Origin of the sequence: Pseudomonas antarctica (assembly GCF_001647715.1) — a bacterium.
In the GTDB taxonomy this organism is placed as follows: domain Bacteria; phylum Pseudomonadota; class Gammaproteobacteria; order Pseudomonadales; family Pseudomonadaceae; genus Aquipseudomonas; species Aquipseudomonas antarctica_A.
On the sequence record NZ_CP015600.1, the window covers coordinates 2,526,733 to 2,541,173 of the forward strand.

Here is a 14,441-nt window from a genome sequence, read left to right on the forward strand (position 1 = left end):
TTTCAAAAACCAACAACACCCACTCCCGACTACCGGCTATTGTCAGAAAATTCGCACAGGAGTACAAATGTACTCCATGACGACTTTAACCCCCCGCCGTACTGCCATCCTGACCTTTATCCGCGACCGTATCGCGCAACAAGGCCAACCCCCCAGCCTCGCCGAGATCGCCGAGGCGTTTGGCTTTGCCTCGCGCAGTGTCGCTCGCAAGCATGTGGTGGCCCTGACCGAAGCCGGCTTCATTGAGGTCAACCCCAATCAGGCGCGCGGTATCCGCCTGCTCAACCAACCGGCACGCCCCGAATGGCTGGACGTCCCCGTCCTCGGCCGCGTCGCGGCAGGCTTGCCCATCGGCGCCGACGCCGAAGTGCACAGCCGCCTGCAACTCGACCCTGGCACCTTCGCGAAAACCCCTGACTACCTGCTGCGTGTGCAGGGCGACTCAATGATCGAAGACGGCATCCTCGATGGCGATCTGGTGGGCGTACGCCGCAGCGCCGAGGCCTTGAATGGGCAGATTGTAGTGGCGCGCCTGGACGGCGAAGTCACCATCAAACGCTTCGAACGTCACGGCGACCATGTACGCCTGCTGCCACGCAACCCCGCGTATCAACCCATCGTGGTAGGCCCTGATCAGGACCTGGCTATCGAAGGGGTGTTCTGCGGCCTGGTGAGGCAAGGCTGATGGGCGCCGTCGTTGCACTGGACTCGCTGTTCAATGGCGGCCGAGTCTGGAAGGGCCGGCCTGCCGCACCAGCGGCCAGCGTGCATCCCACAGGGCTTGCGGCGCTGGATGCGGTGCTGCCCAGCGGCGGCTGGCCAGAATCGGCCTTGAGTGAAATCCTGATGGCCAAGGAGGGTGTCGGCGAACTGCAATTGGTACTGCCGACCCTGGCGCGCTTGTCGGCGGCAGGGGAGCGCATTGTGCTCGTGGCACCGCCCTACACCCCGTACCCTCACGCCTGGCAGAACGCCGGGGTGGATTTGCGCCAGCTCTCGGTGATCCAGGCCGAGGAACGTGATGCATTGTGGGCGGTGGAGCAGTGCCTGCGTTCCGGCAGCTGCGGCGCGGTGTTGTGCTGGCCGCGCAAGGCCGATGACCGGGCCTTGCGCCGCTTGCAGGTGGCGGCGGAAACCGGGCAGACCCTGGCGTTTGCCTGGCGATCCTTGAATGAGGCGGTCAACGCGTCGCCCGCCGCCTTGCGCCTGGCGGTCGAAGCCAGGCCTGCCCAGGTGCGGGTGCTCAAGTGCCGCGGTGGGCTGGCCCATCCGGCGCCGATTGCGCTGGCGGGGCACTGAGGTTGCCATGCGCTGGGTGTGTATTGTCTTCCCGCAATTGGCGCTGGACGGGGTGCAGCGTGTGCATCCCGAACCCGACCAACCGCTGGCGCTGCTGGCCGGTACGCCGCAGCGCCGTGTGCTGCAAACCGTCAATGACGCCGCGCGCGCCTTGGGTTTACGCCCCGGCCAATCCCTGACGGCGGCGCATGCCCTGGCCAAGACCTTTGCCAGCGCCGAATACGATCCCGCAGAGATCGAGCGTTGGCAGCAGTTTCTCGCCGCCTGGGCCTACCGTTTCAGTTCCCAGGTCAGCGTGTATTACCCGCGTGCCTTGTTGTTCGAGATCGAATCGAGCCTTGGGCTGTTCGGGCCGTGGCCGCAGCTCGAGGCGCGTTTGCGCCAGGAGCTGACCGAGCTGGGGTTTCGCCACCGTATCGTTGCCGCCCCCAACCCGGCGGCGGCGCGGGTGCTGGCGAATAGTTACGATGGCCTGGCCGTGGCCGATGATCACGCCTTGATGCAGGCGTTGGCGCCACTGCCCATCGACCGCGCCGGTCTCGACCCGCAGGCTGCCACGGCCTTGTCGCGCATGGGCCTGCGTACGTTGGCCCAGGTGCAGGCGTTGCCCCGGCATACCCTGGCACGGCGCTTTGACGCCGATTTGCTCAAGCACCTGGATGCGCTGAGCGGGCAGCGGCCGTTGGCCCTGGCGTTCTATCAGCCGCCGGACCGCTTCGATGTGCGCATCGAGTTGAATTTCGACGTGCAGTCCCACCAGGCGCTGCTGTTCCCCTTGCGTCGTTTAACTGGCGACCTGTCCGCCTTCCTGTGTGGGCGCGACAGTGGCGTGCAGCGTTTCGACCTGCATTTGGAACACGCCCAGGCGCCCGACAGCGTGATCAAGGTCGGCCTGCTCAGCGCCGAACGTGAGCCGGCGATGCTGTTTGAGCTGGCCCGAGGGCGCCTTGAGCAGGTGCAAGTCACCGCGCCGGTACGCGGCTTTCGCTTGGTGGCCCAGGACTTGCCGGTGTTTGTGCCGCAACGCCAGGACCTGTTCGACGATCGTCCGCAACAGACCTTGCCCTGGGCGCAACTGCGCGAACGCCTGCGTGCGCGTCTGGGCGATGAGGCGGTGCAAGGCCTGCGTTTTCACGCCGACCACCGCCCCGAATGCGCCTGGCAAGCGGCCGCCGACAACCGCGCGTGCCCGACCTTGAACAAGGTGCAACGCCCCGGTTGGTTGCTGCATGAACCGACCTTGCTGGCCGAGCACGGTGTACAGATTTTGATGGGCCCGGAACGCATCGAATCCGGCTGGTGGGATGGCGCCGATATCCGCCGCGACTATTACCTGATCCAGACCCGCGCCGGCCAGCAAGGCTGGGCCTATCGCACCGTGGGGCAAAGCGATGGGCTGTGGCTGCAAGGCTGGTTTGCATGAGCTACGCCGAGCTGCATTGCCTGTCCAATTTCAGTTTCCAGCGCGGCGCCTCCAGTGCGCTGGAGTTGTTCGAGCGCGCCAAGCGTCAGGGCTACAGCGCCCTGGCGATCACCGACGAATGCACGTTGTCGGGCATCGTGCGTGCCTGGCAGGCAGCGAAGGCGGTGGACTTGCCGTTGATTATCGGCAGCGAGATGCGCATCGAGAACGGCCCGAAACTGGTGTTGCTGGTGGAGGACCTTACCGGCTACCAGCACCTGTGCCGCTTGATTACCGTGGCCCGTCGCCGCGCCGAAAAAGGCCGCTATCGCCTGCTGCACGAGGACTTCGCACAACCGCTGCCCGGCCTGCTGGCGCTGTGGGTGGCCGAAGACAGCGACATCCAGGCCTCGATCCAATGGCTGCGCCACACCTTCGCCGAACGCCTGTGGCTGGCGGTGCATCTGCACTGCGGCCAGGACGATACGCGCCATCTGGAGCAGCGCTTGCACTTGGCCGCCAGCCTGCAGATTCCGGCGGTGGCGTGCGGCGATGTGCACATGCATGCGCGTGGCCGCCGCGCCCTGCAAGACACCATGACCGCTATCCGCCATCACGTGCCGGTGGCCGAAGCCGGCACGCGTTTACATCCCAATGGCGAACGGCACTTGCGCAGCCTGCAGGCCCTGGCCGCACTGTACCCGCAAGCCTTGCTTGACGAGACCTTGGCCATCGCACGTCGCTGCACCTTCGACTTGAGCCAATTGCGCTACCACTACCCGCGCGAGTTGGTGCCCGACGGCCATAACGCAAAATCCTGGTTGCGCGCCGTGACCGAAGAAGGCATCGCGCAGCGTTGGCCGCAGGGCGTCGATGCGAAGACCTTGCAGCAGATCAACCATGAACTGGAGCTGATCAGTGAGCTGGGCTACGAAAGCTATTTCCTCACGGTGCATGACATCGTGCGCTTCGCCCGCAGCCGCTCGATCCTGTGCCAGGGCCGGGGCTCGGCGGCCAACTCGGCGGTGTGTTTTGCCTTGGGCATCACCGAGATCAACCCGAGCCTGATGAATATGTTGTTCGAGCGCTTCCTGTCCAGGGAGCGCAACGAGCCGCCGGATATCGATGTCGATTTCGAACACGAACGCCGCGAAGAAGTGCTGCAGTACGTGTTCCAGCGCTACGGCCGCACCCGCGCGGCATTGACGGCGGTGGTCAGTTGTTACCACGCGGCCGGCGCGGTGCGCGATGTGGCCAAGGCCCTCGGCTTGCCGCCGGACCAGATCAATGCCCTGGCCGAGTGCTGCGGGCGCTGGAGCGAAGACGCGCCGCCGCTTGAGCGCCTGCGTGAAGGCGGCTTCGACCCGCAAAGCCCGATCCTGCGCCGGGTGCTCACGCTGACCCAGCAATTGATCGGCTTCCCTCGACACCTGTCCCAGCACCCCGGCGGCTTTGTGATTTCCGAATACCCGCTGGACACCCTGGTGCCGGTGGAAAACGCCGCCATGGCCGAGCGCACCATCATCCAGTGGGACAAGGACGACCTCGACGCCGTCGGCCTGCTCAAGGTGGATATCCTGGCGCTGGGCATGCTCAGCGCGATCCGCCGCTGTTTCGATTTGCTGCGCCGCCATCGCAACCTGAACCTGTCACTGGCGGACATACCCAAGGAAGATGCCGCCACCTACGCGATGATCAGCAAGGCCGACACCATCGGCGTGTTCCAGATCGAGTCGCGGGCGCAGATGTCGATGTTGCCGAGGCTGCGGCCGCAAACGTTCTACGACCTGGTGATTGAAGTCGCCATCGTACGGCCCGGGCCGATCCAGGGTGGCATGGTGCATCCGTATTTGCGTCGGCGGAACAAGGAAGAACCCACCACCTATCCTTCCCCGCAGCTCAAGGCGGTGCTGGAGCGTACCTTGGGGGTGCCGCTGTTTCAGGAGCAGGTGATGCAAATCGCCATGGTGGCCGCCGACTACGGCCCCGGCGAAGCCGACCAGTTGCGGCGCTCGATGGCTGCCTGGAAACGCCACGGAGGGCTTGAACCGCATCAGGAGCGCCTGCGCACCGGCATGCTCAAAAACGGCTACAGCGAGGCCTTTGCCGCGCAGATCTTCGAGCAGATCAAAGGCTTTGGCAGCTATGGCTTTCCCGAGTCCCACGCGGCCAGTTTCGCCTTGTTGACCTACGCCAGTTGCTGGCTCAAATGCCATGAACCGGCGGCCTTCGCCTGCGCGTTGATCAACAGCTGGCCCATGGGCTTCTACAGCCCGGACCAGATCCTGCAGGACGCGCGACGCCATCGGTTGCAGGTGCGCCCGGTGGATGTGCTGGCCAGTGACTGGGATTGCAGCCTGGAGCCCATCGACGGCCAGCAACCGGCGATTCGCATGGGCCTGCGCATGATCTCGGGGTTTCGCGAAGAGGACGCGCGGCGCATCGAAGTGGCGCGCCAATACCGGGCCTTCAGTGACATCGCCGACCTCGACGCGCGCGCCGGGCTGGATGCCCGGGCCCAAGCGTTGCTGGCAGATGCCGGTGCGTTGCGCGCGCTGGCCGGCAATCGACACGCCGCGCGCTGGGAAGTCGCTGGCGTACACAAGCAACTCGGGCTGTTTGCCGGCCTGCCCAGCCCTGACGAAGCCGTGGTAGAACTGCCGGAGCCCACGGTCGGTGAGGACTTGCAGGCTGACTACGCCACGGTTGGTACCACCCTTGGCCCGCACCCGTTGGCGTTGTTGCGCGATGAACTGCGTAAGCGGCGCTGTCGCAGCTCCCTGGAGTTGATGGCGGTGGCGCATGGGCGCAATGTCAGCGTTGCCGGCCTGGTCACCGGCCGGCAACGCCCAGGCACTGCCAGTGGCGTCACCTTCGTCACTCTGGAGGATGAGTTCGGCAATCTCAATGTGGTGGTCTGGCGCGACCTGGCTGAGCGTCAGCGCCAGGCCCTGGTCGGCTCGCGGCTGCTGAAAGTCGACGGGCGCTGGGAGGCGGTGGGCGAAGTACGGCACCTGATCGCTGGGCGTTTGACTGACCTGACGCCGTTGTTGGAAGGGATCAATGTGCGCAGTCGGGATTTTCACTAGTTGCCCATGTCTTCATGGATAAGCTATATGGAATGAAACGATTTATTGCAGCCAGGCTCCAAGCTTTAATAAGCGGAGCTGCGCCACCTACCCACCGTTTTGTTCGCCAAGAGCCAACCGATGCATTTTTTATCCAACACCCATGGCTGCCAAGGCTGGGGCGGTGAAATGGCCCAGCGGATCCGTGCGTTCGACTGGTCATCAACCGAGTTGGGGCCGATTGACGCGTGGCCCTACAGCTTGAGCTGCGCCGTACAGATGCTGCTGGCATCGCCCATGCCCATGGTGATGCTCTGGGGGCCGTTGGGGTACATGATTTACAACGACAGTTATTCGGTGTTTGCCGGTGGCCGGCATCCATACCTGTTGGGCACACCCGTGGAGCTGGGCTGGCCGGAAGTCGCTGACTTCAACCGCAATGTGCTGGATACGTGCCTCGCGGGTGGCACCTTGTCGTACCGCAACTTTCCGTTGGAGTTGCTGCGTAACGGTATGCCGGAAGAAGTCTGGATGGATCTTTCCTACAGCCCCGTGGCCGATGATAACCAGCAACCGGCCGGGGTCCTGGTGATCGTTACCGAGACCACTGAGCACGTGAAGTCCGAACGGGTGCGTCAGGAACTGACCCACAACCTCGAACAACGCGTGGCCGCCGAAGTGCAGGCGCGTTCCGCCGCTGAAGACCAACTGCGTCAATCGCAAAAGCTCGAAGCCATCGGCGGCCTGACCGGCGGCGTGGCCCATGACTTCAATAACCTGCTGCAAGTGATCGCCGGCAACCTGCACTTGCTGGCCCGGCATGAGCCGGACAATGCCCAGGTGCAACGCCGTGTCTCAGCGGCCATCGCAGCGGTGGAGCGTGGGGCCAAATTGTCATCGCAGCTGCTGGCTTTTGCGCGTCGCCAACCGTTGTCGCCGGCGGTGTACAACCCGCAACGCATCTATGCAGGGCTGGGTGAACTGCTGCAACGGGCGCTGGGGGAAACCATTCATCTCGACGTGCAACTGCCTCAGGACTCCTGGTGCATCAATGTCGACCGCAACCAGCTGGAAAACGCGCTGCTCAACCTGGCAATCAATGCCCGGGATGCCATGCAAGGCGAGGGCGTGATTCGCATCAACGGCGAAAACATCATTCTTAACCCTGGCGATTGCATCGGTAAAAGTATCAAGCCGGGTGAATACGTGCGCCTGGCGGTGACCGACACGGGCGTCGGTATGACGCCGGAGGTGCTCAAGCGCGCCTTCGAGCCGTTCTTTACCACCAAGCGTGAAGGGCACGGCACCGGCCTGGGCCTGAGCATGGTGTTCGGCTTTGTGCGGCAAAGTGGCGGGCATGTGGAGGTGTGGAGCGAGGAGGGCAACGGTTCGGTGGTGCAGATGTATTTCCCCCGCAGCCTGGAACCGGAAAGCTTCGATGAGCACAGCGAGATGGCGCCCCACAGCGGTGGCCAGGAAACCATTCTGGTGGTTGAAGACAATGAGGGCGTGCGCCTGACCGTCGTCGAACTGCTGCAGCAATCGGGCTACACCGTACTCACGGCCGAGGACGGCGACCGAGCGATGCAAGCGTTGCAAGGCGGGGTGCAGCCGGACCTGATCTTTACCGACGTGGTGATGCCGGGTCGGGTCAAAAGCACTGACCTGGCCGACTGGGCGCGCGTGCAGCAGCCGCCTGTCGCGGTGCTGTTCACCTCCGGCCACACCCGCGACATTCTCTCCACCAATCACCTGTTAAGCCCCGACATTCATCTGCTGAGCAAACCCTATAGCCCCGAAGCGCTTACGCATAGGGTGCGCAGCGTGCTCACCGCAAGACAAGGCTGCTCATGACTTCACAGCGCAACACCCCCCCGATCACGGCCCAACACCTCGGGTTTGTCCGTGTGCGGGGTGCCCGCGAACATAACTTGCGTAACGTCGATGTGGACATTCCCCGGGATGCCCTGGTGGTATTCACCGGTGTCTCGGGTTCCGGCAAATCATCCCTCGCGTTTTCCACGGTGTATGCCGAAGCCCAGCGCCGCTATTTCGAATCGGTGGCGCCCTATGCGCGGCGCCTGATCGACCAGGTCGGCGTGCCCGATGTGGACTCCATCGAAGGCCTGCCACCGGCCGTGGCCCTGCAACAGCAGCGCGGCACGCCCAGTGCGCGTTCTTCGGTGGGCAGCGTCACCACCTTGTCGAGCCTGATCCGCATGCTGTACTCCCGCGCCGGCAGCTACCCGCCGGGGCAGGCGATGCTGTATGCCGAGGACTTTTCGCCGAACCTGCCCCAAGGGGCCTGCCCGCAATGCCATGGTTTGGGCCGTGTGTATGAGGTGACCGAGGCGCTGATGGTGCCTGATCCTTCCTTGACCATTCGCCAGCGCGCGGTGGCGTCCTGGCCGTTGGCATGGCAAGGACAGAACCTGCGCGACATCTTGGTGACCCTCGGCTATGACGTGGACATCCCCTGGCGCGACCTGCCGAAAAAGCAGCGTGACTGGATCCTCTTCACCGAAGAAACCCCGACCGTACCGGTGTACGCAGGCTTCACCCCCGAACAGACCCGCGACGCGTTGAAACGCAAGTTGGAGCCGAGCTACCAAGGCACGTTCAGCGGCGCGCGGCGCTATATCCTGCACACCTTCACCCATACCCAAAGTGCGCTGATGAAAAAGCGCGTCTCGCAATTCATGCAGGGCAGCGCCTGCCCGGCGTGCGAGGGCAAGCGGTTGAACCAGGCGGCGCTGTCGGTGAAGTTTGCCGGGGTGGATATCGGAGCATTGTCGCAGCTGTCATTGGCGCAACTGGCCGAGTTGTTGCGTCCGGTGGCGGCGGGGCAGGACACCCTGAAACTGTCGGTGGAAAAGCGCCTCGCCGCCCAGCGTATTGCCCAGGACCTGCTTGAGCGCGTCAGCACGCTGACCGAGCTGGGCCTGGGCTATTTGTCCCTGGAGCGCAGTACGCCGACGTTGTCCTCCGGGGAGCTGCAGCGCCTGCGCCTGGCGACGCAATTGGGCTCGCAACTGTTCGGGGTGATCTATGTGCTGGATGAGCCGTCCGCGGGCTTGCACCCGGCGGATGGCGAGGCACTGTTCACCGCGCTTGATCGATTGAAAGCCGCAGGCAATTCATTGTTTGTGGTGGAGCATGACCTGGAAACCATGCGCCGCGCCGACTGGCTGATCGACGTGGGGCCTGCGGCCGGTGAGCACGGCGGGCAAATCCTCTACAGTGGGCCACCAGCCGGTTTGGCGGATGTGCAGGCCTCGCAGACGCGCGAGTATTTGTTCGCTGAGCGACGCCCGTCGCCTCCGGCGCGACGTGAGCCCGCTGGCTGGCTGAAGCTCGAAGGCGTGACGCGCAATAACCTCAATGAGGTGCGTGTGGACTTTCCGCTGGGCTGCTTTACGGCGGTGACCGGTATCTCCGGCTCGGGTAAATCCAGCCTGGTCAGCCAGGCGCTGCTGGAACTGGTGGGTACCGGCCTGGGCCGCGTGGTGCAAAGCGACGAAGAACCCAGCCTGGAAGACGACACCCCGCAAAGCAGTGGTGGGCGGATCAGCAGCGGGCTGGAGCACATCCGCCGTCTGGTGCAGGTGGACCAGAAACCCATCGGCCGCACGCCGCGCTCCAACCTTGCGACCTACACCGGGCTGTTCGACAACGTGCGCAAACTCTTCGCCGCCACACCCGCGGCCAGGAAGCGCCACTATGACGCCGGGCAGTTCTCCTTCAACGTCGCCAAGGGCCGCTGCCCCAATTGCGAAGGGGAAGGGTTTGTCAGCGTCGAGTTGTTGTTCATGCCCAGCGTGTACGCGCCATGCCCGACTTGCCATGGTGCGCGCTATAACCCCGAGACGTTGGCGGTCACCTGGCAAGGCCTGAGCATTGCCCAGGTGCTGGGGCTCACGGTGGAGCAGGCGGTGGAGGTGTTTGCCGAACAGCCCGGTGTGTTGCGTTCGTTGCAGGTGCTGCGGGATATCGGCTTGGGGTATTTGCGCCTGGGCCAGCCGGCCACCGAACTGTCCGGTGGCGAGGCGCAGCGGATCAAGCTCGCCACCGAGCTGCAACGCAATGCGCGGGGCGCCACGTTGTATGTGTTGGATGAGCCGACGACCGGCTTGCACCCGCGGGATGTGGACCGCTTGCTCAGCCAGCTTAATCAGCTGGTGGACGCGGGGCATACGGTGGTTGTGGTGGAACACGAAATGCGCGTGGTGGCCCAGAGTGACTGGGTGATTGATATCGGGCCCGGGGCCGGGGATTTGGGCGGGAAGGTGGTGGCCTGTGGCACGCCGCAGACAGTCGCGAAAAGCAAGACCAGCCGGACCGCTCCGTTTCTGGCGCGAGAGCTGCCCTAAGCGTCAGCGCCAAACAAAGGTGGGAGCGGGCTTGCTTGCGAATCGCGAGTGTCAGTCTAAATAGCTATCGACTGATCCAGCGCATTCGCGAGCAAGCCCACTCCCACAGGATTACCCGTGTTCAGCCAGCTGTTGCTTGGCCAGCTTCACCACGTTTTCAAGCGTAAACCCAAACTTCTCCTGCAAGTTGGCCAGTGGCGCCGACGCGCCAAAGCTGTTCATCACCACTTTGGCGCCGGTCTGGCCGACATAGCGGTCCCAGCCCAAGGGGCCTGCCTGTTCCACCACCACCCGCGCCTTGACCGCTGGCGGCAGCACGCTGTCGCGGTAAGCCGCGTCCTGCTCTTCAAACAGCTCCCAGCTCGGCATCGAGACCACCTGCGCGGCAACCCCTTCGGCTGTCAGTTGTTCATACGCCGCCACTGCGAGGCTGACTTCACTGCCCGTCGCCAACAGCAGCACTTCAGGCTTGTCCGCACCGGCCAACACATAAGCCCCTTTGGCGGCACCGGAGGCTGGTGCGTACTTGGTACGATCCAGCGTCGGCAACGCCTGACGTGACAACACCACGCAACTTGGCCGATGGGTTTGCGCCAGGGCGACTTTCCACAGTTCCAGGGTTTCGTTGGCATCGCCCGGGCGCAGGGTCAGCAGCCCCGGCGTGGCACGCAGTTGAGTCAGGTGTTCGATCGGTTGGTGGGTCGGCCCATCTTCGCCCACACCAATCGAGTCATGGGTAAACACGAACACCACCGGCAATTCCATGATCGCCGCCAGGCGGATCGGCGGCTTCATGTAGTCGCTGAACACCAGGAACGTCGAGGTATACGGGCGCAGGTAGGACAGCGCCATGCCATTGGCGATTGCGCCCATGGCGTGCTCGCGGATGCCAAAGTGCAGGTTGCGCCCGCTGTAGTCGTCAGCACTGAAACGCCCGGCCCCGTCGAAGGTGAGGTTGGTCTTGGTCGAAGGTGACAGATCCGCCGAGCCGCCGAGCAGCCAGGGGATTTGCTGGGCGAAGGCATTGAGCACCTCACCACCGGCGGCACGGCTGGCCACGCCTTTGGCGTCGGCGTCGAAGGTGGGCAACTCATCCTGCCAATGCTCCGGCATTTCGCCGGCGCGCATGCGGCTCAGTTCATCCGCCAGTTCAGGCTCGTACTGTGCCAACTGCGCCAAGTGCCGGTTCCATTCTTCATACAGCGGCTCGCTACGCTCCAGCAGTACATCACGCAGCACCGCGCGGGCTTCATCGGGCACCAGGAAGCTGGAATCCTGCGGCCAGCCGTAAGCGGCTTTGGTCAGGCGGATTTCTTCAACGCCCAAGGGTTCGCCGTGGGCGGCGGCGGTGTTGTGTTTGTGGGGCGAGCCGTAGCCGATCACGCTGTCGACCACAATCAGGGTCGGCGCGCCGGTGTTGGTCTTGAAGGTTTCCAGCGCTGCGCTCAAGGCCTGCAGGTCATTGGCATCGGTGACGTGCACGGTGTGCCAGCCATAGGCCTGAAAACGCTTGGCCACGTCTTCACTGAACGCCAGTTCGGTGTGGCCCTCGATACTGATGGTGTTGTTGTCGTAGATCCAGCAGAGGTTATCCAGCTTCAAATGCCCGGCCATGGACGCCGCTTCGCTGCTGATGCCCTCCATCATGTCGCCGTCACCGCACAGGGTGTAGACGTTGTAATCGAACAGCACTTTGCCGTCGCGGTTGAAACGCTTGCCCAGCCAACGCTCGGCCATGGCCATGCCGACGCTGTTGGCGCAACCCTGGCCCAGCGGGCCGGTGGTGGTTTCTACGCCGGTGGTCATGCGGTACTCGGGGTGGCCCGGGGTCTTGGAACCCATCTGCCGGAACTGCTTGATATCGTCCAGGCTGATCGCCGGCTGGCCCGAGCGTTTGCCGTGGGCATCAATCTCGACCACACCGGCCAGGTGCAGCAGCGAATACAACAGCATCGACGCATGCCCCACCGACAACACAAAACGATCACGGTTGGGCCAATCTGGATGGTGCGGGTGATAGCGCAGGAACCGGCTCCACAGCGTGTACCCCACCGGCGCCAGGCCCATGGGCGTGCCGGGGTGGCCGGAGTTGGCCTTCTGCACGGCGTCCATGGCCAGGGTGCGAATCGTGTTGATGCATTGGGTGTCGACAGCAGTGGCAGCATGAGTCATGAAACCGTTCTCCCTCAGGTGGCGATCTACAGTGGAGGGCAGGGGGCGGCAAAGGTTTGATCCCATCGGTCGCGCTGCGACGAACGGGGCTGCATTGACCCAAGACATGACAAGACCCCTTGGAATGGGCTAGCTTCAAGAGCGTAGGCCATTGATCAACTTGCGGAGGTACTCCATGCCAGTGAAACACGACCTGTATCAGGATTTGGGTTTGAGCAAGGAAGTCGTTCACGAACGCAGGAGGAGCGATGACCGCTTGAATTCGCTGCTCGAACAATACGATGCCGCCGACAAGGAGGTAGTCGTTTTCGAATCGTCAGGCGGAGCGGATGACGAACTGGAGAAGTTGAAGAAGAAACGGCTGTCGGTCAAAGACAAGATTGTGCTGCAACTCGCTCCTACAACGGGGCGGTAATATTTGTTCAGAATTGTCTGAGGGACAGGCGGCGTTTCACTGATTATGATGCCCGCCGTCCACCCGGCTCTGGGGACTGTTGCGGCGCAAGGATTGCGCTGCTGAGCCGGGTGGGCAACCTGTTTCACACCCGCCTCATACCCGCCAGCGCTTGAATGCATTCATCCATCGAGCGTTGCTGCGTCTCGCCATACAGCCTCAATTCATCAATCGTCTGGCGGCCCAGCGCCGTCTCGAACTCGGCCTGATTCGATGTGGCCGCATAGTGACTTTGCGCGGCATCGCCCAGGTTTGACTGGAAGATCCCCGCTGCACTCACCGGCAGAAAGTCTTCATACACCAACGGCTCCACATCCACGTGCCCGGCAGCAATCAACGCCTCCAGCGTTTGCGGTTGATCGGCCTGGCCCCGTGCCGCCAAGCCTCGCTCCGTGGCGAAGTAGCGAAAGTACGCGAGGCCCTGTTCACGCATCTGCGCGTGGTTATCGGGGAAGGCCTGGAAGTGTTGCTCCATCAACGCCACATAACGTGCCGCGTTACCCTCATTCGGGAATGCGCCCAGTTCGTCGCGCGCCGCGTTCAGCAGTTGGTCGTACAGGGCGCGGCCTTTGGGCGTCAGCGCCACACCGCGCTGTTCAATTTCGCCGAAACGAGCACTGTGGCTGCCTTGGGCGTCGGTGAAGGCGATGGGCTCGTCGAGGGCCTTGAAGCTGGTCTGGCGCAGCAGGATCGGACACTCGCGGCGTGGCGGACCTTCGATCACCGCTTTGGGGGTAATGCCTTTGCCCGGCATGGCGGCCTGCACCTGGTCGATGTCCAGGGTGCGCGGTGTCAGGTGGTTGATGTGTGGGCCTTTGAACGCCACCACGTCGGCGACCAGGCGGTGTTGGTCGCTCAACTGCTGGTACTGCGCGCCGGTGACGGTGGCGGTGTGGTGCCAGCGAAAGGTTTCCAGGGCCTGGTGGATAAATGCTTCGGCATCAGACGCACTCAGGCCGCCGTCCCGTTCTGCTTGTTCGACCAACGCCAGCGCGCCGGGGGTGAAGATCGAGCGCCTGGCCAGGGCGTTTTCGGCGAAGGCGCGCAGTTCAAGGTTTTCGATCAGTTCCAGGCGTAACAGTGAGGTAAACACCCGGAACGGGCTGGCCTGCAATGAACGTTCGTGCACCGCGCGAAAGGCGGTGGAGTGCACGGGCACGCCGGCCGGCGTCAGGTCGTAATAGCCCACCGGTTGCATGCCCATCACCGCAAACAGGCGGCTGATGGTTGCCAGCTCAAGGGCGGTGCCCAGGCGGATGGCGCCGTGACGTTCCATGTCCAGGCGCTCTATTTCGCCAGTGCGCCGCAACTGCCGGGCCAGGCTTGAATCACTGCCCAGCACCCGCGCATTGGTCTCGGCTACCAGCTCCATCAGCGCGCCATACAGTGGAACTTCATCTCGGTACATGTCGGACATGGCCCTGGAAAAGTCTTTGCGTATCTCGTCGGGGCTGACATAGGCGGCGCTTGGCATAGAAAAATTCCTGAACACTGTAAAGGAGGCTTGGCATTTCTCTGGATTTTGTTGGGCTGGCGCTAGGCTTGCAAACGAAGAATCCTCAGGACTTCATTCTGCAAATGACTGATATGACGCGAATATGACAAAAACTGGCGTTTGAAAAATTTCATTTTTCAGCGGCTTTTCTAACAAATTCTTCACGAGGCGCGCCCCGGTC

The 14,441-nt window shown here is 63.3% G+C and carries 9 protein-coding genes; 7 read left to right on the forward strand and 2 right to left on the reverse strand.

Annotated elements, in window-relative coordinates; translation table 11 throughout:
• Positions 1-67 precede the first annotated feature (67 nt).
• The 6 genes from lexA (at position 68) to uvrA (ending at position 10,139) form a co-directional block, all read left to right on the forward strand.
• Positions 68-685, forward strand: a complete 618-nt coding sequence (lexA, locus tag A7J50_RS11760; RefSeq protein ID WP_064451939.1) for a transcriptional repressor LexA — start codon at positions 68-70, stop codon at positions 683-685.
• Positions 685-1,299 carry a translesion DNA synthesis-associated protein ImuA gene (gene imuA, locus A7J50_RS11765; RefSeq protein ID WP_064451940.1) on the forward strand — a complete coding sequence of 205 codons (615 nt, stop codon included), beginning with the start codon at positions 685-687 and terminating at the stop codon, positions 1,297-1,299. The genes lexA and imuA overlap by 1 nt, the downstream gene beginning before the upstream one ends.
• A 7-nt stretch (positions 1,300-1,306) precedes the next feature.
• Positions 1,307-2,722: a Y-family DNA polymerase gene (locus A7J50_RS11770; RefSeq protein ID WP_064451941.1), complete on the forward strand. Its 1,416-nt coding sequence runs from the start codon at positions 1,307-1,309 to the stop codon at positions 2,720-2,722.
• Complete coding sequence (locus A7J50_RS11775; protein ID WP_208604453.1) at positions 2,698-5,790, forward strand: error-prone DNA polymerase; 3,093 nt, start codon at positions 2,698-2,700, stop codon at positions 5,788-5,790. The genes A7J50_RS11770 and A7J50_RS11775 overlap by 25 nt, the downstream gene beginning before the upstream one ends.
• Before the next feature lie 120 nt (positions 5,791-5,910).
• On the forward strand, positions 5,911-7,623 hold the full coding sequence (locus tag A7J50_RS11780; protein WP_064451943.1) for an ATP-binding protein: 1,713 nt from the start codon (positions 5,911-5,913) through the stop codon (positions 7,621-7,623).
• Entirely contained in the window at positions 7,620-10,139 is a 2,520-nt protein-coding gene (gene uvrA, locus A7J50_RS11785) for an excinuclease ABC subunit UvrA (RefSeq protein ID WP_064451944.1), read from the forward strand. The genes A7J50_RS11780 and uvrA overlap by 4 nt, the downstream gene beginning before the upstream one ends.
• Before the next feature lie 111 nt (positions 10,140-10,250).
• Here uvrA and tkt read toward each other — a convergent pair whose 3' ends face one another.
• The gene (gene tkt / locus A7J50_RS11790) at positions 10,251-12,311 is read right to left on the reverse strand and encodes a transketolase (RefSeq protein WP_064451945.1); all 2,061 of its coding nucleotides are present in this window, start codon (positions 12,309-12,311) and stop codon (positions 10,251-10,253) included.
• A gap of 175 nt (positions 12,312-12,486) precedes the next feature.
• Here tkt and A7J50_RS11795 point away from each other — a divergent pair, with 175 nt between their 5' ends.
• Positions 12,487-12,726 carry a YdcH family protein gene (locus A7J50_RS11795; RefSeq protein ID WP_064451946.1) on the forward strand — a complete coding sequence of 80 codons (240 nt, stop codon included), beginning with the start codon at positions 12,487-12,489 and terminating at the stop codon, positions 12,724-12,726.
• A 124-nt stretch (positions 12,727-12,850) separates the two neighbouring features.
• Here A7J50_RS11795 and A7J50_RS11800 read toward each other — a convergent pair whose 3' ends face one another.
• Positions 12,851-14,239: a VOC family protein gene (locus A7J50_RS11800; protein WP_064451947.1), complete on the reverse strand. Its 1,389-nt coding sequence runs from the start codon at positions 14,237-14,239 to the stop codon at positions 12,851-12,853.
• Positions 14,240-14,441: the final 202 nt, after the last annotated feature.

What these genes read in the sequence shown, in the direction of transcription:
- lexA (WP_064451939.1), top strand. Translation starts at nt 68, where the DNA reads ATGTACTCCATGACGACTTTAACCCCCCGCCGTACTGCCATCCTGACC.
- imuA (WP_064451940.1), top strand. Translation starts at nt 685, where the DNA reads ATGGGCGCCGTCGTTGCACTGGACTCGCTGTTCAATGGCGGCCGAGTC.
- A7J50_RS11770 (WP_064451941.1), top strand. Translation starts at nt 1,307, where the DNA reads ATGCGCTGGGTGTGTATTGTCTTCCCGCAATTGGCGCTGGACGGGGTG.
- A7J50_RS11780 (WP_064451943.1), top strand. Translation starts at nt 5,911, where the DNA reads ATGCATTTTTTATCCAACACCCATGGCTGCCAAGGCTGGGGCGGTGAA.
- uvrA (WP_064451944.1), top strand. Translation starts at nt 7,620, where the DNA reads ATGACTTCACAGCGCAACACCCCCCCGATCACGGCCCAACACCTCGGG.
- tkt (WP_064451945.1), bottom strand. Translation starts at nt 12,311, where the DNA reads ATGACTCATGCTGCCACTGCTGTCGACACCCAATGCATCAACACGATT.
- A7J50_RS11795 (WP_064451946.1), top strand. Translation starts at nt 12,487, where the DNA reads ATGCCAGTGAAACACGACCTGTATCAGGATTTGGGTTTGAGCAAGGAA.
- A7J50_RS11800 (WP_064451947.1), bottom strand. Translation starts at nt 14,239, where the DNA reads ATGCCAAGCGCCGCCTATGTCAGCCCCGACGAGATACGCAAAGACTTT.